Below are 23,157 nucleotides of genomic sequence, written 5' to 3' on the forward strand. Positions count from 1 at the left end.
ATGAGTACACCGTACATACTCCTCTTAATTGAGAGATACATAGAAAAAAATATTTCAGAGGATGAGTTAATAGCTTTAAACGAACTTCTGAAGAATGATGAAAACGCCAAATATTTTAAAAATTTTGTTAAAGATGAATATCTATTAAAAACCAAAAATGTAAATTTTAATGCTGAAGAATCGTTTGTTAAGATTAAACCAAGGATAGTAGATAAAAAAGTATTCTTTTTTAAGCCCTTATATAAATATACTGCTGCGGCATCTATTTTAATAATCGCAGCCTTGGCATACCTCTTAAATGTAAAGAATGATGAGCCTCAATTTACAGAACCAGTAATTGTGAATCAGAGCATTAAACCAGGAAGAGGAAAAGCAACACTTACTTTAGAAGATGGTTCTGTACTTGAATTAGAAAAGGGGACGTCTATTCAAACACAAAATGTTAATAGTAACGGTGAGCAAATTATATATAAATCTGGAGAGCGAAGTTCTTCAGAAATCGCGTACAATTATTTAACGATACCAAGAGGAGGCCAATTTCATTTAATTTTATCCGATGGAACCGAAGTATGGTTAAATTCGGAGTCCCAATTAAAATATCCAGTAAGTTTTATTAAAGGAGAAGTGCGCACAGTTGAACTTATTTATGGAGAGGCATACTTTGATGTATCACCGAGTTCAGAGCATAAAGGAGCAGAATTTAAAGTGATCAATCAATTCCAAGAAGTTGAAGTATTGGGTACAGAATTTAATGTTAAAGCTTATAAAGACGAAAGTAAGGTTTACACAACATTGGTAGAAGGTAAGGTAGCTATAGATAATGGTGTTACAAAACAAATACTAATTCCAAATCAACAATCAAAATTAGATACTGAAAATAATAGTGTTACTATAGTTAAGGTTGATGTTGAAGGTGAAGTTTCATGGAGAAAAGGAGTTTTTAGTTTCGAAAGAAAAACATTAAAAGATATTATGAAAGTATTATCTAGATGGTATGATGTAGATATAGTCTTTGAAAATGAAGATTTAAAATCGGTGAATTTTAATGGTATTCTGGATAAGTATCAAAGTCTAGAAGAAATTTTATTAATTATGAAATCTAGTTCAATAAATAATTATGAAATAAAAAATAAAATAATAACATTAAAATAAAAACAAGGGAATAACTCGAATAGACAATTTATAAGTTACTAAGCAACTTAATTAAATATTAACAATATCTAAAATTTTTAGCCTATGACATAGAAAAGACTATCACAAAAAATGAGGATAAAGTATAACCGACAAAAGTATATAACTCTATCCCCTTACAATTATTATCAATTAATTAAAAATATTTAACTAACTAAAATAATACACAAATTTATGAAAATTAAATTAACTGATGCTCATTTTCTGTTTAGAAAAGGGCTCTTAATGATCATTATGAGGACATTTATTTTCTTGTTTTTTACAATAACCTCTGCCTTAACTCCTAACAATATTGTATCGCAAAACTCTAAGATTAAAATAAAAGAAGACAAAACATTAACGGTAAATGAAGTCTTTAAACTTATCAAGAATCAGACAGATTATAGGTTTTTTTACGAAGATGAATTATTCAAGGATTTTCCTAAAGTACGAGTAAAAAAAGGAACTATAAGCACAAATAGGTTACTAAGAAGAAGCTTGTCTCATGGTAATCTTAATATTGTAGTAACTTCTAATAATGCCATACTAATAAAAGATAAATTAACAAAACCTGCTGTTGATGAACAACGATATCACGTTTCAGGTACAGTTATAGATAATAATGGGCAACCTTTACCAGGTGTAACAGTTGTTGTTAAAGGTACACCAAATGGAACGACAACAGATTTTGATGGAAATTATGAAATAGAGTTGACCAACGAAAATTCGATTCTGGTATATAGTTACATTGGATTTGTTACGCAAGAAGAGGTTGTTGGAAGTAGAAGAGAAATTAATATAAAGCTTAGTGAAGACACGCAGGAGTTAGAAGAAGTAGTAATTACTGCTCTTGGTCTTGAACGAGATAAAAAAGCTTTGGGGTATGCCGTACAGGAAATTTCTGGTGAACAGGTTCAAAAGGTAAAAACTATAGATATAGCTACTGCATTAACTGGTAAGGTGGCTGGACTTTGGATACAGAATAGTACAGAGTTTAATGAAGCACCCGATATTGTATTAAGAGGACAAAACCCATTAATTGTAATAGATGGTGTACCTTATGGTAATATGAAATTAGAACAGGTTTCTCCTGATGATATTGAGAGCGTAAATGTTTTAAAAGGTGCCACAGCATCTGCTTTGTATGGGAGTAGAGGAGCTAGTGGAGCTATTATGGTTACGACCAAAAAGGGAGGAAACGAAATAAGTGTTAATACTAATAATATGTTTTTTGCAGGTTACTTAGCATTGCCAGAAACACATCATTCTTATAGCGCGGGATTAAATGGCGTTTATAGTGCTACCGATTATGTATGGGGGCAGAAATTGGATATAGGTATTATGGCCGATCAATGGAATCCAGAAACCAAGCAAATTGAAAACATGCCACTTACTTCTAGAGGTAAAAACAACTTTAAAGATTTTTTAGAACCTGGAATTATTACTAACAATAATATTACTTTTTCCAGTACGGGAGAGAATGGTTCTATTCGTACATCACTTACACATGTATATAATAAAGGGCAATATCCTAATTTAAAAAGTAACAAACTTATTGCTAATGTAACGGGGACACTTAAACTTGGCAATAAAGTTGATATTTCTGCTAATCTTGGTTATACCAGAAAAGATGCTCCTCAAACGGTTGGAGAGGGCTATAGTAATCAAGGATATATTTATCAAATTTTAATGTGGACGGGACCAGAGTATGAATTGAAAAAGTATAGAGATTATTGGATTACTCCAGATTCAGAACAAAACTGGCATTACAACGCTTGGTATGATAACCCTTATTTAACGGCTTATGAAAAGATAAAAAGCGATGAAAGGAATATGACCAATGTCAACTTAACTGCCAATTATGAGGTGTTTAAGGGGGCTAAACTTACAGGAAGAGTTGGATATGATTTCTATTCAAACGAAGAAACTAGAAGAAACCCTCCTAATATTAACTCAACTAGAGGGTTTAACTCTAGAGGAATGTATTGGAATAAACAAAATAGAGGTTATAGTATAAACACGGACCTTTTATTAAACTACAAAAAGAAAGATCTCTTAATAAAAGGGTTTGATATAGATGTCAATACAGGATTTTCAATGTATAAATACGAGGATCAGGAGTTGTTTGCTTCTACAAGAGGAGGTATAGTAGTACCGGGTATTTATTCTTTAAATAACTCTGTAGAACGTCCAGATGCTGATGCTTGGACTCGTAGAAAACAAGTGAATAGTTGGTTAGGGATTGCTTCACTTTCTTATGCTGATGCTGTCTTTTTAGATGTTACCGGGCGTAATGATTGGTCTTCGACCTTGGCAACTACCGAGAATTCTTATTTTTATCCATCGGCTGCAGGAAGTATTCTTATCAGTAAGTGGTTAAAGCCTTCTTGGTTAGATTTATGGAAAGTAAGAGGATCTTGGACACTTAGTAAAAAAGATTTAGGCGTTTACGAAACCAACGTAAATTATGATGTTAATGTAGGTACTTGGGGTGAAGGTTATTCTGAGGCCTCCTACACATCTACAATTAAAAATGCAGTAGTTAAGCCAGAAGTAAATAGAACTTGGGAGATTGGTACTGCAGCTTATTTTTTTAAAAACCGATTAAATTTAGATGTAGCCTATTATCAAAGTTTAAATTATGACCGCCAAAGGTCTGCTACCATTTCATCAGCATCAGGTTTTACAAGTACACTTGTGAATATTGATGAAACTATAGAAAGGAGAGGGCTTGAAATTTCTGTAAATGCAGATATTATAAGGAAAGAAGATTTTACTTGGTCTGTATCTGCCAACTGGGCTAAATCACATAGGTATTTAAAAGAATTAGATCCCATCTATTCTGCTGATAACTTATGGACTTATGCAGGTGCTCGATTAGATACCTATAGAATCAGACCTTGGCTTAGAGACCCACAAGGAAATCTCATTCATGATGCTGGAGGAAGAACGATACGAAGCAATTTTGAGGAAGTAATTGGTTATAGCGATCCAGATTTTATTTGGGGGCTTACAAATACCATTACATGGAAAAACTTTAATTTCCATTTAAGTTTTGATGGACGTGTTGGTGGGTTGTCCAATAATAGAACTAATGAAAAAATGTGGGATACAGGATCACATCCCGATTCTGATAATGAATGGCGCTACGATGAGGTGGTTAATGGTAATACATCGTATATTGGAGAAGGTGTTAAATTAGTGTCAGGTACTGCCACCTATGATCAATACGGGAATATTACAGCAGATGACCGTACATATGCAACAAATGATATTCCTATATCTTATCAAGTCTATGCAAGGCGATTTGGGGGAGGATCATTTGGTGCAACAAACCCAACTTACTTGAAGTTAAGGGAAATAGCTATTGGCTATTCAATGCCTAAAAAAATTACTGAAAAAATAGGCTTAGATAGTGCTACCATAGCACTTACAGCGCAAAATGTTTTATTATGGACTAAAGAATATAGATTTGCTGATCCTGATTGGAACAGCGATTCTGATCTAACTTCTCCATCTCAAAGATTTGTAGGGTTGAATATTACATTAAGTACATCTACTAATAATAAAAATTCTAAACGATAAATAATTAGTTATGAAAAATATTCTAAAAAAAACATTCGTTATAGTTGCATTACTCTTTTTCGTATTTGGGTGTGGTGTAGATATGGAAGAACTGAATACGAACCCAGATGGTATTACATCTGCTACGCCTAATGTATTGGCTACAAAACTAATTTTGGACATTACAAGAGATGATATAGGCAGAACGAAAGGATTTATGCAGCCTTTTATGCATGATAAATATATTGCTTGGTCAGAGTTTGCCCAAGACTTGCAATATAATAACATTGGTCGAACAGATTTTAGCGAATTAACAAGGCTTATTGAAGCAAAAAAGATGGTGGAAGGGTTAGAGGGGTTTCCTGAAGGCACTGCAAATTCATATAAGGCACTGGCGCATTTTATAAGGGCATACAATTATTTTAAGCTTACTATGAAAGTAGGTGATGTTCCATATAATGAGGCATTAAAAGGAGAAGATGAAGGGCTCTTTACTCCTGTATATGATACGCAAAAAACGGTAATTATGGGTGTTTTAGATGAGCTCGATATGGCAGATCAATTATTTAGCAACGGTGCATCATTTGATGGCGATATGATTTATGGTGGCGATCCTGTTAAGTGGCGAAAAATGGTTAATTCTTTTCAGTTAAAAGTGTTAATTAATTTACATAAAAAAACAGGAGATACAGATGTAAGAGTTGTAGAGAGGTTTAACCAAATAGTTACTAGCCGTCCAATTTTTTCATCAAATGCAGATAATTTTAGTTTGGTATACAAAAATGCCGCAGGTCAATATTATCCATTTAATGAAGAAGGAAACCCCCATAGTATTTACCCTATGGTGTCTTCTGAATTGACCGATAGGTTAAAAAATTTAGGTGATTACCGGTTGTTTTATTATGCGGCTCCCTCTTCTGTACAGATAGGCAATGGTTATACAGAATCGGATTATGAAGCTTATGTAGGTGTAAATCCTGCGATGGAATACGGCCAAACTTTAGATATTTTTTCGTCCAATGATTTTTCTGCTATTAATGATCGTTACCTTGAATTACCTCAGGGTGAGCCAGTTTATTTGTTAAGCTATGCTCAAGTACAGTTTATCCTTGCTGAAGCAGCTGTTCGTGGATGGATTTCCAATACTGCTGAAACTAACTATGAAAACGGGATTAAAGCATCTATGTCGTTGGTGGCAGAAAATACTCCAGACAATGCGACTTATCACCATGGAAGAATAATGGATGCAACTTATATAGATAACTATTACTCAACCACCCCTCTAGTTCAACTGGGAGGAACTACTGAAGAGCAGATAGAACAAATTATTACTCAGAAATTTTTGAGTGGCTATCTACAATCTCCAAATACTGCGTTTTTTGATAATAGACGTACGGGGTACCCAGATTTTGAAGTTAATCCAGTTACCAATTTAAATATTCCGTCCGATAAGTTTCCGGTACGTTGGATGTATCCAACATCAGAATTAGAAAGTAATACGGCCAATGTTCTTGCAGCTATTAGTAGTCAATATAGTGGTAATGACGACACTAATGGCGTTATGTGGATATTGCAATAATAAAATTAAAAATCAAGATTGATTTCAAGATTTTTGTTTAAGTTGGTTTTTGAAAGGTGGTAAGTTTAAACTTACCACCTTTTGTTTTTTATTAGTTACAAATAGAAGTGCATAGAGGATATAACATTTTATAGAGATTTTTTTAAACATGCGGGAATGTTGGCAGGAAGTCTGGATGTTGTGTGTTTTACCCGCTTCTATTCAACATGTCTTGACAAAATGGATCCTGAAGATGGTAGTACCTTCGAGGAGCCGAACATGTTGTATTGTTAATGCAGGAAAATGGGGCTTTCGATCACTGCTTTGGAGCTTTACAAGGAGTTAGGGGGGATCCGCGTGCCATTTCATTACCTAATAAATCCTGTATGGTTACAGAGAAACAAAACAAGGAGAAACCAAGTTGATGCTCTTAATAAAGGAAAACACGACCAATGGCTTGAAGCCAAAAAAGCCCGTGGCAATTACAAACATATGCACTTAACCATGGAATATTATTCTCGTGAAGATATTCTTTTTTATTACAATTTGGCCGATGTCTTTACCGTATTCGATCAGCATTTTTCTTCAGCGCTTGTAGGAACAACAACTAACAGGCATTTTTTCTGGACAGGAAAACTACGAGTTTTCAATCTTTTTTATCATCATTTTAAATGATTCAAGCGTAGTTATTTATACGGATTTATAGTTTTAGTGTTTTTGGTCAATATTACACCCTAATTTGATTAGCTAGGTGCTTACTATTTTAATTAATGATATTTAAATTGTAGTAATAAATTATTAACTAATTAACAATCAGGTATTATGAAAAATTCCAAAGGGTTTTTACTAATTATTTTATCTAGTTTTTTTACAATTTTTTCATGCGATTCTAATTCTGAAGAATTACAAAATGAATTAATTAATAATGATGAACCACGGATACCACCATCAGGACCACCACCAGGAACTACTTACACTATTACTAACGGCATGACGTTTTCACAATTAAATACTGTACTAGCATCAGCAAGTAGTGGAGATATAGTTGAAGTTGAAGCTGGTACTTATACTATTAGTGGAAGATTAAATTTTAGAGATGGTGTTTCTATTAAGAAGAAGACTTCAACAACACCTATTTTTGATGCTCAAACCACTTCGCCTTCTGAAATATTCGAGCAGTATATAGCAGTAAATAATGACAATATTGATATATTTGGTATACAGTTTCGTAATGTTAGATTAAAGTTTGTAAATGCTAATAACACCAAATTTCGTTATTGCATATTCGATTATGGTAAACGTAAATCAAGTACTGATAAAAGCTATACAAGTGATGCTTATATTCAGTTAAATAACTGTACAAATATACAAGTTCGAGGTTGTGTTTTTAAAAGGCGAAGCGGAAAAAGTGGGCGAGGTATTTATACTTCGGGAAGTACAAATACTAGCATTACTAACAATACATTTGGTAATGGTGGTAATACAGGGTATTTTGTAACAGCTATTAATGATAACAGTGACGGAACTACAATAAGTGGAAATACTATAGAAAGAAAAGCATCGTGGGTAAGCACTAGCGAAACAGATCATGGTATTTATGCGCATAGCTTTGATGGATTAAATATAACAGATAATACCATATCTGGGTGGCCAACAAATGCTTCAGGAGGAGCAATAAAAGCTAGAAATGGACAGAACCTTACAATTTCAAATAATACACTAAGCACATCTGGTATATTATTATATGTATATAGCAATACGCCTGCTCACCCATTTTTAAAAAATGTAGTTATTGAAGGAAATACCATTAATGTATCCAGTTCAGCTAATGATATATATCATGGTATTGGGTATTGGAGAAACACACCAAGTTCTAGCTTTTCAGAATACTCAATAAGAATCGCTAATAACAGCCTCCCTAATGGAAGAATTAAAATAGGAACACCAGTAGTGGCTTCTAATTTTAATGCAAATAATGGCGGTGTGTTTAATAATGACAAGGGCGCTATGACTTTACCATCAGGAATAAATAACTCAGGAAACTACTAATGTGATTTATTTGCCTTTTACTACAAAACCTATTGTTATAATAACTTTTAACGTCTCGGAGTGAAGATGCATATCTAGCTTAATATTGAGTACTTATAATAATTTCGGTAAAAGTAAATAAAAAATCAAAATACAATCGATTGTATTTTGATTTTTTATTTCTTAACTTTGTTGGAAATCAAATAAATAATATAATTTATGAGAAATCTTTATTCAATTCTATTTCTTTTCATGATGCTTTGTAGTAGCTGTACAGAGAACTCTTCCTTTTCAGATATAAGAGAGGCTATGGTTGTAAAAGCAAACGACCAATATAATTATTTATATAATACAACAAATTCGCAAATAGGTAATAAGAACAGGTTTCCAAGAACGATTGACAACAGGAAAATTAGATTGGTTCATAATTATGATTGGACTAGTGGGTTTTATCCAGGGTCTTTGTGGTATTTACATGCACTTACAGGTGATTCTAAATGGGAAAAAAGAGCATTGCAATACACAAAAAAATTAGATACGATTCAATATTGGAAAGGAAATCATGATGTGGGATTTATAATAGAATGCAGTTATGGAAATGCCTTGAAAGTAGCACCGTCTGAAGATTTTAATAAAGTAATAGTACAAACAGCTAAATCGCTATCTTCCCGTTTCCATATAGGAGCAGGGATTATCCAGTCTTGGGATTCTAATAAAAAATGGGATTGTCCTGTGATTATAGATAATATGATGAATTTAGAATTACTTTTTCATGCAAGTAAGATTAGTGGAGATTCAAAATATTATGATATTGCCATATCACATGCAAATAATACAATAAAAAATCATTATAGAGATGACTTTAGTTCGTATCACGTATTAGATTACAATAAACAAACAGGGGAGATTGAAGCCCGAAATACAGCGCAAGGCTATGCAGATGAATCGGCATGGGCAAGAGGACAAGCATGGGGATTTTATGGTTTTATGGTATGTTACAGAGAAACAAAGGATGAAAAATACCTTGAGCAAGCCATTAAAATAGCTAATTTTATAAAAAACCATCCTCAACTTCCTAAAGATAAGATCCCTTATTGGGATTATGATGCACCAAAAACAAAGGACACACCTAGGGATGCTTCTGCAGCAGCAATTACAGCTTCTGCTTTATATGAGCTAAGCACTTTTGTGAAAGAAGACAGAGAAATGTATTTAGATTTTGCTGATACAATTATGAGTAGTTTGAGCTCTTCTGATTATTTTGCCGAAAAGGAAACAAATAAAGGATTTTTACTTAAGCACTCTGTAGGGAGCATACCGCATGGAGTAGAAATTGATGTCCCCTTAAACTATGCAGATTATTATTATTTGGAAGCATTATATAGAAGTAAAACTTTAAATTAATTTATTATTATGAAAAAGAAACTTGTTTTAGTTTTACTGTCTATGATTCCTTTTCTAAATTTTGCTCAGAATGATAGAGCCATTTGGGTTAATGAAATGGTGAAAATGGCAGATCCTGTTTTAGTTTCATTAAGTGAAGGAAAACTTAAAGAAAACATGCCTACCGAACAGTCTAGTTTTGAATATGGAGACCGGAGTTCTTTTGCGCATTTAGAAGCTTTTGGTAGATTAATGGCGGGTATGGCACCATGGTTGGAGTTAGGCAAAGATTCTACAGATGAAGGCCAATTAAGAAAGAAATATATTGAGTTAACACATAAAGCAATTCGTAATGCCGTAGATCCAGAGTCTAGTGATTATATGAATTTTTCTAATGGAAATCAGCCTTTAGTTGATGTTGCTTTTTTAGCACAAGCCTTTATAAGGGCTCCAAATGAAATGTGGGAACCATTGGATGATGATACCAAAAGGATGGTGATTGAGGCATTCAAAAAATCCAGAACAATTTCAGATATTCCGTATAATAATTGGTTATTGTTTGCGGCATCAGTAGAAGCATTTATGATAAAATTTACAGATGATGCAGATTACGTAAGAATAGAATACGCACTACAAAAACATATGGAATGGTATGTTGGTGATGGATTATACGCAGATGGTAAATATTATCATTGGGATTATTACAATTCGTTTGTTATTCATCCAATGCTGATTGATATTTTAAGTGTACTTCAAGGAACAAAGTATAGGCTTAAATCGTTAAACGAAACAGTTTTGAAAAGGGCGCAACGTTATGGTGAAATATTGGAAAGACAAATATCCCCAATAGGAACATTTCCTATAGTAGGAAGATCAACAGTGTATAGATTTGGAGTATTCCAAGCCTTATCTCAATTAGTTTTATTAGAAAAACTTCCTGTTAAACTATCAGAAGGGCAAGTGAGATCGGGTTTAACGGCTGTTTTAAAAAAGTTGCAAAATGCAAAAGGACTATATGATAAAAACGGTTGGTTGCAAATTGGAGTTTTTGGTCATCAACCAGATATGGCAGAACCTTATATTTCCACAGGAAGTTTATATTTAACGTCATTAGGTTTTTTATCTTTGGGACTTCCGGAGCATCATTCGTTTTGGACTGCAGCTCCTGAGGATTGGACTAGTGTTAAAATATGGGGAGGAAACCCTTCAGTTAAGCGAGATAAATATTCAAACTAGTGAAAGTTTTCAATTGACTTTGTTATAGATGAAGAAAAATAAAATAACAATTCACGATATTTCTAAACACATAAGAGTTGATAGTTCCGCAACGTCAAGAGCCTTAAATGATAGTGTGCGCGTTTCAAAAAAAACAAAGACTCTGATTTTAAATACAACGTCTGAAATGGGATATCAACGTAATTTGTTAGCATCAAACCTACGTAAAAGAGTTACAAATACTATAGGTGTTGTTCCTGGAATATCACGTCATTTCTTTTTTAATTGAACGCCAATCATCAAAAAAATGAAATTAAAAAAATATATAGCTTTAATGCTTTTTTGTTTATTTATTGGTTTTGTTTTTAGCCAAGATCAAGAGCAGGGAATTAACTATAAAGCCTTAAAATTTAAGAACTTTTCTTTAAAAGAAGGATTGTCTCAAAGTTCTGTGCTTTGTATTTTACAAGATAAAAAAGGGTTTTTGTGGTTTGGAACACGTGATGGTTTAAATAAATACGATGGAAATGAGTTTAAGGTTTTTAGGCACAATTCTCAAGACAGCACAAGTTTAAGTCATAATTTTATTAAGGCATTGTATGAGGATATAAAAGGGAATTTATGGGTCGGTACTATTGATGGTCTTAACAAGTTTAATCCAGAAACAAATTCATTTGAACGCTATGTAATTAAAACAGAAAAAAAAGGCTTAGATAATTTTGAGGTTTGGAGCATTGTTGAAGATAAAGAAGCGTATTTGTGGTTAGGCACTAGCTTAGGAATAAAAAAAATTGATACTAAAGAGGGTGTCTTTGTTAAAGCTGTTTATGATGAATCTGATAAAAAATTGTTTACCACGCCAACGAGATCTCTATTAATTACTCACAACAATGAATTATGGATAAAAACTACAGAACATATTGGAGCATACAATTTAAAAACACAGGTAGCCAAGTATTATCCTTACCCGGATAATTCTGTAACAGAACTTAATAAAAGTAATGTTTCAGCACTTTACCAAGATAAGAAAAACAACATTTGGTTAGGTTTTAAAAACGGACTGGCGCTTTTAAATAAGGAAATAGATTCGTTTGAGTTTTTTAGTTTGAAATCTAAAAAAAATAAAGCGATTAAAGATCATGTTCGTAGTATATGTGAAGATTATTTAGGAATCTTTGGATTGGAACATACAATGGACTTTATGTTTAAATCAAAATAAAAATTCATTGTCTGGATAATCATATACTCTATTGAGCAAAGGATTGGAAATCTGGTGTCATTGATTTAGTCAGTTCGGATAAAAGGCTGTCTTTCTGAATTCCTTATAGAAGTTATTATCATTGTCTTCTTGTTCTCTTCTTTCGTTCATTGTTCGTCTTCATGAAGCAAAATCATTAGAGAAGGTTCTCCTTCATATTCAGTGCGATAGTTGTTGCCTCGTAATTAGTTCTATGTCTTGTGAGGTTTTTTGCCGATTACTTTTTTCCGCATCCGAAAAAATGAAAACATTATTATCAATATTAAAATTCGGTTCATTGGGAGTTCTTCTGTAAATGTTTGCCAATGCAAAGATAATGTTCCGTTTCAATAAACATTTATCGATTGTTATCCTGTCCGTGTCGCAGACTGGAACGAAGTTAGTTGAATTTTTTTTCAAAGTCAAGATTAAAAAAGTATTTTTTTAGATAAAAATTGTGTTGCTAACAAAAGATATTTAAGATTAGTTGTCTTCCTCTGGAAATGTAATATGCTGATAAGCTCCCAAATCTGGAGCCCCCGTTCTATTCACATTCAAAATATCAAAAGGAACTTGAGTGGCAGAAGCCGGAAGCCCTTTGTTAATGGCAGCAGATCCATCACCAATAATGAGCATATTAGCATCAGTATCCTTAAAATTAGGATCTTCATTAAAAATATTACCTTCATAATGATTGGTATCATTTAAATCATAATTAGGCCCAGAAAAGTTGTTGTTTCTATCTTCAAAACGAATTAAGCAGTTCGTGAATTTAAAATTAAATACCACAGCATCATCTTCAATTTCATCAAGTAAAATTTCGGGATTATCATTTCCGTAGATAATACAGTTATTAAAATTAGCTTCGGTTAAATCTGCAATGGTCGCATTGTTATCTTCATCTAACACAAAATTATTAATTAAAACAGAAGGGAATTGTCTAAATCCATTATTCCAATAGTTTGCAATGGTACTATGTGTAAAGTTATATTTACCGCCTAAAGTTCCTGCAAATGATACTAATCCTGTATTATTGATAACTATATTTTCACCAGCAATGGAAGTGTTTCTTCCAAAAATACCGTAATTACTGGAATTATAAATTTGTGAATTGGTTATAGTTAGTTTGTCTGAAATAGCATTTGGATTACCATCACATAAGATACCAACTGATGCATTTTTAATGGTGGCGTAGTTTACCGAATTATTGATACTACCATCCAATAACCAAATGGTGCCCCATTGTCCCGGTGTATTAGCAAAATTGGGTTCTAAACGATCGCCTTCAAAAATGACTTCGTTTTCTAATAGATCTTGATCGTTACTAAACGCGCCATTAACTTGTAATGACCCATTATTAGATACGATGATTCCCGAATTGTTATGAAAATGTATTCTGGCTCCTGCATCAATAGTTAAGGTTTCTCCGTTTGGTACGGTGGCAAAACCATAAATAACATAAGGCTTTTCATTTGTAAAAGTAAGCTCTGTAGGTAGTAATTCGCGTCCTTGTAATTCGGTTTCAATTAATTCACCAGCAATATCAAGTGTTAAGGTTTCAACGACTTTTGTCGTGTTATCCCGATTAGGATAAATAAATACGGCATCTTGTACTAAGGTAACAAGTTCTACTTTCTGAAGGTTTGAATTAGCATCAAACTCAATTTGATCGGTATATAAAAAATTGCCGTCAGGGTTTGGGAAATTATTAATATCTATGGTCGATTCAATAAAAATAAATAAGCTATCCTTGGCTAATATTTCTACATTTTCAAAAATTTCACCAGCAACACCGTCTACATTTAATCTGTAATTGGAAGATTGACCTAAGGCTAACCTTAGTGAAGGTATAGAAATATCATCATTACTTCTGTTATAAACCTTTAGGTTGTATGTGCTGGAACCAATGTTGGTGAAAATAGTATCCAGGTAAACAGTGTCTTTTGAAAACTCAAGATTACCAGTACTTGGAGAAAACTCAAAATCTTTACGGCATGAACTCCAAAGCATTAAAAATCCTATGGTTAAAATAAAGTATAAGTAACGTTTCATTAAAAGGAAAAGTTTTGATGGCTAAAAATATAACTTTTGAAGCTAAGATTTAGTATAATACTCTTTATTTTAATCGAAGAAAAGTTCTCCGAGGCCCTGCCTTGGGGTTTCCGTTGAAATTGTCATTCCCGTAAAAACGGGAATCTAAATAAAAGAATTTTGATTTTTGACCAGAAAGGTCAAAACCTGTGCTCAACTTGATTGGGTATAAAACGAGCGAAATACCTCTATGACTCTGCCTCGAGGATAGTTCGTTTCAAGAAATTCTTTATTTGAAAAAAAAGGGGACTTACTTTTTTTTAGATGCTTCAATTATTTTTAGAAATGAGTTGCTATAGTTTACCAAGCTATCTAAAAGTATGATTTCACTTTCGTTTTTGAGTAATTCTTTATCTAGATTTTTAGTTTCGCAATATTCAAAAAAGAGTTGTTTGCGGTCTTTGGGTATTGTTAAATTATTAGTAAGCAATTCATCATTGAAAAAGGGGCTATTGGAAAATAAGGAATCTAAGGCTTTATGTGATATAGGAACTATAGATACGTTTTTTCCTTTTTTCTTGAAAAGTTTACCAATTAATCCTATGACTCTAACAACATCAAGCCCATATTTAGAAGAGGTGCCGTATAGATGAGGGTTAGATTTTATGTCTTTAGCGATTTGTTCTTTTAGCCCGGCTTTTTCTTTGGAGGGATTAAACGCTTTCGGTTTTATATTATTTTGTATTAGTATTTCATTAAGTCTGTTTATGGTTTTTCTCAACTCAATAACCATAATACCATTAAAATGAGACTTGGTAAGTTTTATAATTTTTTTATTATGGAATATAGAATGAAATGAAAGGGTATCACCCATATTCGCTTGAATGGTAAAGCTGCCATAGTTATCTGTATACGTCCTTGTTTTTTTACTAAGGTTAAAAACGTCTATGCCTTTAACGGTTGTGTCGCTATCATAGACTTTTCCTGTTATATTTTGAGAAAATATTGAAAATGGCAAAAGAATAAAAATGAAGTATTTCATTTTTGTTTTAATGATTGTCGTTTCTCAAATTAAAGTGTTTTATAACTTAAATAGTTGGCATTTAAGATACTTTAACTATAGTTTTAATGAACTCTTAACGTTTCATACCATAAAATGAAATAAAAGAGGCTGTCTAAAAAATGTCATTCTGAATATTACCTTCTAAACAAAATATATTTTGTTTAGAAGGTAGCTGCGAAGCTGTGAAGAATCTCTTTAAAACATAATATGTTGATTTATAAAATGATAAGATTCTTCACTATGTTCTGAATGACAAAATATATTACTTTTTAGACAGCCTCTTAAAAACTTCGCTATTAATCGAGAGAAAATTAAACCAAATCCTTAATCATTTTTGTTGCAATTTCAGCGGTAATATCACGTTGCGGAGAGCCAAACATTTCATAGCCTACCATAAATTTCTTTACAGTGGCACTTCTTAACAACGGTGGATAAAAACTCATGTGCCAATGCCAGTGTATATTTGCGTTTCCATCGGTTGGAGCTTGGTGTATACCACTAGAATAGGGGAACGATGTGTTAAATAATTTATCGTATGCTTTTGTTATTACTGATATAGCTTCAGCGTAGTCTAAAGCTTCAGCATCATTTAGTTCTAAAATATTTGATTGTTGCTTTTTAGGTACAATCATAGTCTCGAACGGCCATACTGCCCAAAAAGGAATTAATACAACAAACGAATCATTTTCAAAAATAATACGCTCTTGCTTTTCTAATTCTTGTGCTAAATAATCACCTAGAAGGCTGCTACTATTTTTGTTGTAATAGGCTAGCTGCTGTGTGTTTTTTTTATCAACTTCATTGGGAAGTGTAGACTGGCTCCAAATTTGTCCATGTGGGTGTGGGTTACTACATCCCATCACAGCGCCTTTGTTTTCAAATATTTGAACGTAATTAATATTGGGATTTTCTGAGAGTTCTTTGAATTCTTTTTGCCAAGCGAAAACGACTTTCAGAATGTCTTTAGTATCCATATTTGCTAAGCTTTTTGAGTGATCCGGACTAAAGCAAATAACTTTGCATATTCCGGTTTCACTTTCGGCTACTAACAAGCCATCTTGTACTGAAAAAGATTTAGAATCTTTTTGCAAGGCAGCAAAATCGTTTGTAAAAACAAATACATCTTGATACTTTGGATTTATTTCGCCATTAATTCTGGTATTGCCTGCACATAAATAACAGGTTTCATCATAAGTTGGTCTAACAGTATTAGATATTGCTTCATTTTGTCCTTGCCATGGTCGTTTTGCACGATGTGGCGATACTAGAACCCATTCACCAGTAAGTATATTAAAACGTTTATGCGAATAGTCTTGTAAATCTGTATGGTTCATTTTTAATAAATTGTAATTTATTATTTTACTAAGTGTGTGCCTTCAGATAGTTTTATAAAGTATACAGAACAGGCTTTGTTAAATTCCCTTTTATAAGCTATAGATGCGGCTTCTCCAAAAGCTTTGGCTTCACTTTTTGTTACTAAATTAATGGTACAACCACCAAATCCGCCACCCATCATTCTGGCTCCCAAAACCTGATCGTCTGCTTTTGCTAAGTTTACTAGAAAATCCAATTCATCACAACTTACTTTGTATTGATGTTGTAAGCCATCATGTGATTGAAAAATCAAAGCCCCTAATGTGTCCAAATCATTATCTTCAATAGCTTTTGACGCCTTTATAGCTCTATTGTTTTCTTGGATGACATATAGTGCCTTTTGATAATTTTCGGGGGTTACTTTGTCTTTTATGGCTTCTAAATCAGTTTCGGTAGCATCTCTTAATGCTTTTATTCCAAGTAATTCTGCGATGCTTTCACAAGCAGAACGTCTGTCATTATAGGCACTATCGGATAAACTATGCTTTACATTAGTATTAATGAGCATGAGTTGATGGTCTTTAAAATCTATCTTATAAGGTTTAGATTCTACCGTTCTACAATCTAAAAGTAATGCGTTGTTTTTGATGCCGAACATACTGGCATATTGATCCATAATCCCACATTTTACACCCACATAATTATGCTCTGCTTTTTGTGATATTAAAATCATTTCGTGCTTTGTTAATCCTAAATCAAATAACTCATTTAAGCCAAAAACAACGCTGTTTTCTAATGCTGCAGATGACGACATGCCAGCACCTCCTGGGATATCTCCCTTAAAAACAATATTAAAATTACCTACGACTTTGTTTCTATTTTGTATTTCGGAAACAACACCAAATACATAATTTTCCCAGCTGCCTTCAGCAGATGGTTTTAATTTATCTAATTCAAACTCAATACGACTGTTCATATCCAATGCATATGCGGTAGATCTATTTGTGTCGCTCTTTTGTATAGCAGCAGCAATACCTTTATCTACTGCTGCAGGAAACACAAACCCATCGTTATAATCTGTATGCTCCCCAATAATATTAATTCGCCCTGGGGAAAAAATAAGAATAGGTTCGGTTTTAAATGTTTCTATGAATGTTGTTTTTACATCATTAATCAATATAGCACTCATTTTAGTATATGTTATTTTATTTTTAAACTCCAGTTAATATGATAAGTATCATTTGCATCTAAAACCTCTAGCCCTATATTATTATTAAAACTGTCTGAAACTCCTGTTGTAGGTTCAATAGCTATTGTATTTAATTTAGAAGGGGTATAAGCCTGGAGGAAATTATTCTTTGCAGAAGATCTCATTATTAATTGATATTTTGGAGTGTTGAATGTCACCTCATTTGAATTCAAAATCCAACAATCATCCAATGGTTTATCTTCAATATTAAATGCATCTTTTAATTCGAAATCTTCAACACCAGTAGTGATGTTTCTTTCACCTAAAACTATTTTTTTAGTACTATTAAAATCTAGTGAGCTATTGAATAAGTTGTCACTTAAAAAATAAGGATGCCATCCTAAAGTATAAGGAAATGCTTTCGAATCTGTATTTTTTACAGATACATTTAAACTTAAGTTATTTGAAGTGAAAATATATTTTAACTGAATAGTATAGGTATAAGGAAATCCAATAGATAATTCAGTTTCGTTGTATTCTAGTAAAATAGATGCTGAATCATTACTAGTTTCTTGATTTATAATTTGAAACGTTTTATTGTAAACCAATCCATGAAGTGCATTATTTTCTTCTTTTTGGTTTATCTCAAATTGAAACGCTTTATTGTTAAAAGTATATACGCCATCTTTAATTCTGTTAGCAAAAGGAAATAAAATTGAAGAAGCATAGGTGTTGGCATAAGTTAATGGCGATAAATCTTTTATAATGGCATGCCCTTTTAATGTTAACTCTTGCAAACTGGCCCCGGAATTAAGGTGGATTTTTCCATATACCTTGTTTTCGGAGTTTTCAACCTCTAAAAGATTTAAAGCTTTATTGTGATTAATTTTGTACACTATTTTTTTTATAATGAGTTTCTGATAATTAGTCTGTTAGGATTCTCTATCTTAACTTTTTCTTTATTAGTTATCATTTCTGCTAAACGTTGTCCCATCCTATTAAAATCTGTAGAAATGGTTGTAATACCACCTTCTACAATTTCTTTAAGTAAGGTGTCATTGTACGAAATAATACCAATATCTTTTGCCAGTGAAAAGTTTTTACTTTTCATTTTTTTTATAATTTGGAGTAAGCTTTTATCATCTGGCATGATGTATAATTCTCCCTTTATTAAAACTTTATTTGTTAGTGAATTTATAACTTCAAAAGGTATTTCATTTTCTTTACAAAAGGAACTAAACCCTTTTAGCATACCTTGAGGTTGTTTGTCTTCAGAAAAAATTAGAATTATTTTTTCGTATTTCCTTATGAGATGTAATGCTTTAGTGAGATTATTAAAAATGGCTTTTTCAAAGTTTTGATAAATGGCCGAATATTCTAATAAGTCTTTATGTACTTGGTCTAAAATATAGACCTTATCGCTTGGTAATTTTTTTATATCCTTGTTTGTATTTGTCAAGTTTGCTGGCATGATTACATAATAGTTGTAGTCACCAACGTTATCATTAATTAACTTGCTAAAAAAGTTTTCGTTGAAATGATGGAAAAAAATATCTACTTGAATATTACCTCCTAAATTTTCTAAAAACGAATTATATAAATCTTCTTTAAAGGCATTTAATTCATCAAAAAGCAAAAATATCTTTTGGGTAACGTTTATATTTTCACTAGCTATATAATATCCTTTTCCAACTACAGATTGAATGATACCTCTGTTTTTTAACTCATTAAACGCCATTAAAACAGTATCTCTCGAAAGCTTATGGGTGTCTTTAATACTATTAATAGAAGGAATTTGATCTCCTTTTTTTAAAGCACCAGAAAGGATAGCATCTTCAATGGAGTTGATTATTTGCTTGTATTTTGGAACGCCTATTTTTTTCTTGATCTTTATCATATACCACTACAAATGTATCATTATTTTTTTAAAAAAACCTACTAGACCCTACTAGTTTGGTTTTTTTAAGGCAAGCATGCATTATTTCTAAATTTAATCTTTATATTTGAGTCTTAAATATTAATTAATCAAAATAATTTATTTTACTATGACAGCAGGATTCGAAATGTGGGACTATGTAGTCTTTATAGCCTACGCCATTTTAATTTTAGGAGTAGGGTTGTGGGTATCTAGAGATAAAGAAGGGCATCAAAAAAATGCCGAAGATTATTTCTTAGCAAGTAAATCTTTGCCATGGTGGGCCATTGGTACATCACTAATTGCAGCAAATATTTCAGCAGAACAGTTTATTGGAATGTCAGGATCCGGATTTGCTTTAGGGCTTGCGATTGCGTCTTATGAGTGGATGGCAGCTTTAACTCTAATCATTGTCGGTAAATATTTCTTGCCAATTTTTATAGAAAAAGGCTTATATACGATTCCCGAGTTTGTTGAAAAACGATTTTCAACGAATTTAAAAACGATACTAGCTGTATTTTGGTTAGCACTTTACATTTTTGTAAATCTAGCTTCAGTGCTATATTTAGGAGGGTTGGCTATAGAAACTATTATGGGGGTTGATATGATGTATGCTATTATTGGTTTAGCGTTATTTGCCGCAGCCTATTCTTTATATGGAGGCTTATCCGCTGTTGCCTGGACCGATGTTATACAAGTTGTATTTTTAGTATTAGGAGGTTTGTTTACTACTTATTTAGCATTGAATACGGTATCTGGAGGCGAAGGTGTTTTAGCAGGGTTCTCTAAAGTTGTAGAAGCGGCTCCCGAAAAATTTCATATGATACTAGAAGAAAGTAATGACAACTATATAAATCTACCTGGTATATGGGTATTAATAGGGGGCTTATGGGTCGCTAATTTATACTATTGGGGTTTCAATCAATATATTATACAAAGGACTTTAGCAGCTAAATCTTTAAAAGAGTCTCAAAAAGGGATTTTATTGGCAGCGTTTTTAAAACTTATCATTCCATTAATTGTAGTTGTTCCTGGTATTGCAGCTTATGTTATGGTAAACGATCCTTCGATTATGGCTAATTTGGGAGAGGCAGGAATGTTAAATTTGCCAACAACAGAGCAAGCAGATAAAGCATATCCTTGGTTGTTACAGTTTTTGCCAACAGGACTTAAAGGTATTGCTTTTGCTGCTTTAGCTGCTGCTATTGTATCTTCTTTAGCTTCTATGTTAAATTCAACATCAACCATTTTTACTATGGATATATACAAGCAATATGTTAATAAAAATGCTGATGATAAAACGACCGTAAATGTTGGACGTATTTCTGCAGCAGTAGCTTTAATAATTGCCGTCATTGTTGCGCCGCTTTTAGGAGGTATCGATCAGGCATTTCAGTTCATTCAGGAATACACGGGCATTGTGAGTCCGGGTATATTAGCCGTGTTTATTTTAGGTTTATTCTGGAAAAAAACCACGAATAATGCTGCCATTTGGGGAGCCGTCTTATCTATTCCAATTGCATTGGCACTTAAATTCTTACCTATTCCAATATTTGAGCCATGGATGCATCAAATGGGGATAACAACGTTATTAACGATGCTAGTTATAGTCGTATTAAGTAATATGCAAAATAAAGGAGCAGAAGACCCTAAAGGTATTCCGCTTACTAAAGAATTATTTAAAACGACACCATTATTTAATATTGGTTCGTTTGCAATTATGATTATACTAACCGTTTTATACGCTTTATTTTGGTAGTCAAATAAATAGATATCTATAAAAAACACCATTTAAATGGTGTTTTTTATTATATATTAATTTGAAAATAATTAGAATAAATGAATAATTAAAGCTAGAACCAAGGTTTTTAAAGTATTATGAATTATTGATAAAATTTATGAACATTTCTTTTGGTTAGATATGTAGTTAATTTTATATTTGCACACCAGAAATCGGAAATGTTTTCTTTTAGGGCTCTTAGCTCAGCTGGATAGAGCACCTCCCTTCTAAGGAGGCGGTCGAAGGTTCGAATCCTTCAGGGCTCACGAAAAGCTTCACTTGAAAAGGTGAGGCTTTTTTGTTTAATATATTTTGTAGTACTTGACAAGCTTTTATAAGAAATAACGTATCAAAAACAAAAGAGATCATGCCTAATTGTTGTGTTTAAGCAAAAATTCTAGTTAATCTAACGTGTTTTTAAATTAAATGGGATCAATCCCAAAAGTTGTGTGTGAATTGAAATAAGAATAATATTTTTGCACAAAAAAGCCTCTTGGATCCATACATTGACCTACTGAAAGTTCTCTTGGGATTGATCCATCATTAGGTTGGTTAATAGTAAATTCTAGTACTACTTCTTTTGGAGGTAAATATTTTTCATCATCGTATACCATAAATTCTACCTTAGTGTTTATAGAAAAGTTGTTCGTCGTTTCAAGCTCAATCCTCTATTTAAACTCAACTTTGTCGGATAAATACTTAATACACTTTTTAGAGCGTTTTATCATATACGGTTATACCCTTTCTCTTCTTTTGTATCCTTTTTTTTAGATAATTCTTATAACTTTCAAATGCGAAAATTGCTGGTGTGGCCTATCTTCTAGAACTGTTTGAGAATATAAATGCCATCCTTCTTTAATTGTGGCGGTAGCTATTAATTCATACTCAGTTTACGAAATTTTTTTGTAGATGTTTCCTGTTTAACAGGATCAAAAACCTGAGAAAATTATTAAATTACTACTCTAAGGAATTTTATAAAAATAGATTAATTTAGTGAGTTAAACCTAATTGAACTCAAGGAATTAACATAAAAACCATAATAGTCATTCCTGTTAAAATAAGTAGTAGCATCTCTTTACGAATTGTAATCATAGCTTTGCGTATTTGACTTTCAACAGTACTCACCGATACGTTACGCATTACGGCTATTTCCTTGTACTTGTAATTTTTTAATTTGCTAAGTATAAAAATCTCTTTACGCTTTGGAGGGAGTTGTTCTATGATTTTTTCGATGGCTATTAACCTTGCTTCTTTGCGATCTTCTCCAAGTCCTTCAAGCTCGACAATTGCCTCCATATGTAATTCATTCAATAATAACTGTTTTCGTATATTCTTTTTAGAAAGGTTAATAAATTTATTATAAACAGACCGGTATAAATAATTATTTAATGATGAATTGATATTTAATTTATCTCTTTTTACCCATATATCAATTAATGTATCTTGAACGACATCTTCGGCTTGCTTATAATCAAGTGTCAAAGAATAAATATACTTGCATAGTTTGTCATAATATGTTCTATAAAGGTGACTGTAGGCATCGTGGTTACCATTTTTTACAGCAATGATTATGTCCTTGCTATGAAGGTTGAATGACATCCTTTTTTATTAAAGAATTAAAGATAGTTGCGCAAATTAACAAAAAAAACATGAAATTAGAGTCATGGTTTTTTAAGTGATAATTGTCTTTACATTATAAGAAGATGTGAA

At 32.4% G+C, this 23,157-nt stretch carries 19 protein-coding genes and 1 tRNA gene; 12 read left to right on the forward strand and 8 right to left on the reverse strand.

All coding sequences use genetic code 11. The features are described from left to right. The 10 genes from Q4Q47_RS23595 to Q4Q47_RS23640 all read left to right on the forward strand — a co-directional run. Positions 1 to 1,152 (forward strand): FecR family protein (locus Q4Q47_RS23595; RefSeq protein ID WP_303309189.1); only part of this gene is annotated, 1,152 nt, incomplete at its 5' end. Positions 1,153 to 1,365: 213 nt separating this feature from the next. Next, positions 1,366 to 4,755 (forward strand): SusC/RagA family TonB-linked outer membrane protein, encoded by a 3,390-nt coding sequence (locus Q4Q47_RS23600; protein WP_303309190.1) that lies wholly within the window; start codon positions 1,366 to 1,368, stop codon positions 4,753 to 4,755. A gap of 10 nt (positions 4,756 to 4,765) precedes the next feature. Next, entirely contained in the window at positions 4,766 to 6,313 is a 1,548-nt protein-coding gene (locus Q4Q47_RS23605; RefSeq protein ID WP_303307400.1) for a SusD/RagB family nutrient-binding outer membrane lipoprotein, read from the forward strand. A gap of 272 nt (positions 6,314 to 6,585) precedes the next feature. Continuing rightward, positions 6,586 to 6,717 (forward strand): hypothetical protein, encoded by a 132-nt coding sequence (locus tag Q4Q47_RS23910; protein ID WP_303307401.1) that lies wholly within the window; start codon positions 6,586 to 6,588, stop codon positions 6,715 to 6,717. Further along, the gene (locus Q4Q47_RS23615; protein WP_303308482.1) at positions 6,668 to 6,967 is read left to right on the forward strand and encodes an alkaline phosphatase family protein; all 300 of its coding nucleotides are present in this window, start codon (positions 6,668 to 6,670) and stop codon (positions 6,965 to 6,967) included. The genes Q4Q47_RS23910 and Q4Q47_RS23615 overlap by 50 nt, the downstream gene beginning before the upstream one ends. A gap of 147 nt (positions 6,968 to 7,114) precedes the next feature. Beyond that, positions 7,115 to 8,341, forward strand: coding sequence for a right-handed parallel beta-helix repeat-containing protein (locus Q4Q47_RS23620; protein WP_303307402.1), 1,227 nt, complete (start codon positions 7,115 to 7,117; stop codon positions 8,339 to 8,341). A gap of 198 nt (positions 8,342 to 8,539) precedes the next feature. Then, a complete protein-coding gene (locus Q4Q47_RS23625) occupies positions 8,540 to 9,724 on the forward strand; it encodes a glycoside hydrolase family 88 protein (protein ID WP_303307403.1) in 1,185 nt (394 codons plus the stop codon). A 9-nt stretch (positions 9,725 to 9,733) separates the two neighbouring features. Beyond that, positions 9,734 to 10,939: a DUF2264 domain-containing protein gene (locus Q4Q47_RS23630; protein WP_303307404.1), complete on the forward strand. Its 1,206-nt coding sequence runs from the start codon at positions 9,734 to 9,736 to the stop codon at positions 10,937 to 10,939. Between the two features lie 28 nt (positions 10,940 to 10,967). After that, positions 10,968 to 11,207, forward strand: coding sequence for a LacI family DNA-binding transcriptional regulator (locus tag Q4Q47_RS23635; RefSeq protein ID WP_303307405.1), 240 nt, complete (start codon positions 10,968 to 10,970; stop codon positions 11,205 to 11,207). 18 nt (positions 11,208 to 11,225) lie between these two features. Continuing rightward, a complete protein-coding gene (locus tag Q4Q47_RS23640; RefSeq protein WP_303309191.1) occupies positions 11,226 to 12,137 on the forward strand; it encodes a ligand-binding sensor domain-containing protein in 912 nt (303 codons plus the stop codon). Positions 12,138 to 12,638: 501 nt separating this feature from the next. Here the strand turns inward: Q4Q47_RS23640 and Q4Q47_RS23645 are convergent. The 6 genes from Q4Q47_RS23645 to Q4Q47_RS23670 all read right to left on the reverse strand — a co-directional run bounded on the left by Q4Q47_RS23645 (position 12,639) and on the right by Q4Q47_RS23670 (position 19,649). Continuing rightward, entirely contained in the window at positions 12,639 to 14,207 is a 1,569-nt protein-coding gene (locus Q4Q47_RS23645) for a hypothetical protein (protein WP_303308808.1), read from the reverse strand. Between the two features lie 289 nt (positions 14,208 to 14,496). Beyond that, positions 14,497 to 15,228 carry a hypothetical protein gene (locus tag Q4Q47_RS23650; RefSeq protein ID WP_303308809.1) on the reverse strand — a complete coding sequence of 244 codons (732 nt, stop codon included), beginning with the start codon at positions 15,226 to 15,228 and terminating at the stop codon, positions 14,497 to 14,499. A 332-nt stretch (positions 15,229 to 15,560) separates the two neighbouring features. Next, positions 15,561 to 16,583 carry a UDP-glucose--hexose-1-phosphate uridylyltransferase gene (locus Q4Q47_RS23655; protein ID WP_303308810.1) on the reverse strand — a complete coding sequence of 341 codons (1,023 nt, stop codon included), beginning with the start codon at positions 16,581 to 16,583 and terminating at the stop codon, positions 15,561 to 15,563. Positions 16,584 to 16,603: 20 nt separating this feature from the next. Next, positions 16,604 to 17,752, reverse strand: coding sequence for a galactokinase (gene galK / locus Q4Q47_RS23660; RefSeq protein ID WP_303308811.1), 1,149 nt, complete (start codon positions 17,750 to 17,752; stop codon positions 16,604 to 16,606). A gap of 11 nt (positions 17,753 to 17,763) precedes the next feature. Further along, positions 17,764 to 18,648, reverse strand: a complete 885-nt coding sequence (locus tag Q4Q47_RS23665) for an aldose 1-epimerase (protein ID WP_303308812.1) — start codon at positions 18,646 to 18,648, stop codon at positions 17,764 to 17,766. An 8-nt stretch (positions 18,649 to 18,656) separates the two neighbouring features. After that, positions 18,657 to 19,649: a GntR family transcriptional regulator gene (locus Q4Q47_RS23670; protein ID WP_303308813.1), complete on the reverse strand. Its 993-nt coding sequence runs from the start codon at positions 19,647 to 19,649 to the stop codon at positions 18,657 to 18,659. A gap of 148 nt (positions 19,650 to 19,797) precedes the next feature. Here Q4Q47_RS23670 and Q4Q47_RS23675 point away from each other — a divergent pair, with 148 nt between their 5' ends. Together Q4Q47_RS23675 and Q4Q47_RS23680 are read left to right on the forward strand one after the other, a co-directional pair. Continuing rightward, positions 19,798 to 21,426, forward strand: a complete 1,629-nt coding sequence (locus tag Q4Q47_RS23675) for a sodium/sugar symporter (RefSeq protein ID WP_303308814.1) — start codon at positions 19,798 to 19,800, stop codon at positions 21,424 to 21,426. Positions 21,427 to 21,639: 213 nt separating this feature from the next. After that, positions 21,640 to 21,713: transfer RNA gene (locus tag Q4Q47_RS23680), tRNA-Arg, on the forward strand. Positions 21,714 to 21,869: 156 nt separating this feature from the next. On the opposite strand, the gene Q4Q47_RS23685 is transcribed toward Q4Q47_RS23680, so the two are convergent. Next, positions 21,870 to 22,061, reverse strand: coding sequence for a hypothetical protein (locus tag Q4Q47_RS23685; protein WP_303309192.1), 192 nt, complete (start codon positions 22,059 to 22,061; stop codon positions 21,870 to 21,872). A gap of 400 nt (positions 22,062 to 22,461) precedes the next feature. Beyond that, complete coding sequence (locus tag Q4Q47_RS23690) at positions 22,462 to 23,046, reverse strand: RNA polymerase sigma factor (RefSeq protein ID WP_303309193.1); 585 nt, start codon at positions 23,044 to 23,046, stop codon at positions 22,462 to 22,464. Positions 23,047 to 23,157 lie beyond the last annotated feature (111 nt).

Origin of the sequence: Flavivirga spongiicola (genome assembly GCF_030540825.1) — a bacterium.
In the GTDB taxonomy this organism is placed as follows: Bacteria; Bacteroidota; Bacteroidia; order Flavobacteriales; family Flavobacteriaceae; genus Flavivirga; species Flavivirga spongiicola.

Bases quoted from the DNA above. Each gene is read 5' to 3' on its own strand.
- Q4Q47_RS23600 (WP_303309190.1), top strand. From the start codon at position 1,366: ATGAAAATTAAATTAACTGATGCTCATTTTCTGTTTAGAAAAGGGCTC.
- Q4Q47_RS23605 (WP_303307400.1), top strand. From the start codon at position 4,766: ATGAAAAATATTCTAAAAAAAACATTCGTTATAGTTGCATTACTCTTT.
- Q4Q47_RS23910 (WP_303307401.1), top strand. From the start codon at position 6,586: ATGCAGGAAAATGGGGCTTTCGATCACTGCTTTGGAGCTTTACAAGGA.
- Q4Q47_RS23620 (WP_303307402.1), top strand. From the start codon at position 7,115: ATGAAAAATTCCAAAGGGTTTTTACTAATTATTTTATCTAGTTTTTTT.
- Q4Q47_RS23625 (WP_303307403.1), top strand. From the start codon at position 8,540: ATGAGAAATCTTTATTCAATTCTATTTCTTTTCATGATGCTTTGTAGT.
- Q4Q47_RS23630 (WP_303307404.1), top strand. From the start codon at position 9,734: ATGAAAAAGAAACTTGTTTTAGTTTTACTGTCTATGATTCCTTTTCTA.
- Q4Q47_RS23635 (WP_303307405.1), top strand. From the start codon at position 10,968: ATGAAGAAAAATAAAATAACAATTCACGATATTTCTAAACACATAAGA.
- Q4Q47_RS23640 (WP_303309191.1), top strand. From the start codon at position 11,226: ATGAAATTAAAAAAATATATAGCTTTAATGCTTTTTTGTTTATTTATT.
- Q4Q47_RS23645 (WP_303308808.1), bottom strand. From the start codon at position 14,207: ATGAAACGTTACTTATACTTTATTTTAACCATAGGATTTTTAATGCTT.
- Q4Q47_RS23650 (WP_303308809.1), bottom strand. From the start codon at position 15,228: ATGAAATACTTCATTTTTATTCTTTTGCCATTTTCAATATTTTCTCAA.
- Q4Q47_RS23655 (WP_303308810.1), bottom strand. From the start codon at position 16,583: ATGAACCATACAGATTTACAAGACTATTCGCATAAACGTTTTAATATA.
- galK (WP_303308811.1), bottom strand. From the start codon at position 17,752: ATGAGTGCTATATTGATTAATGATGTAAAAACAACATTCATAGAAACA.
- Q4Q47_RS23670 (WP_303308813.1), bottom strand. From the start codon at position 19,649: ATGATAAAGATCAAGAAAAAAATAGGCGTTCCAAAATACAAGCAAATA.
- Q4Q47_RS23675 (WP_303308814.1), top strand. From the start codon at position 19,798: ATGACAGCAGGATTCGAAATGTGGGACTATGTAGTCTTTATAGCCTAC.
- Q4Q47_RS23685 (WP_303309192.1), bottom strand. From the start codon at position 22,061: ATGGTATACGATGATGAAAAATATTTACCTCCAAAAGAAGTAGTACTA.
- Q4Q47_RS23690 (WP_303309193.1), bottom strand. From the start codon at position 23,046: ATGTCATTCAACCTTCATAGCAAGGACATAATCATTGCTGTAAAAAAT.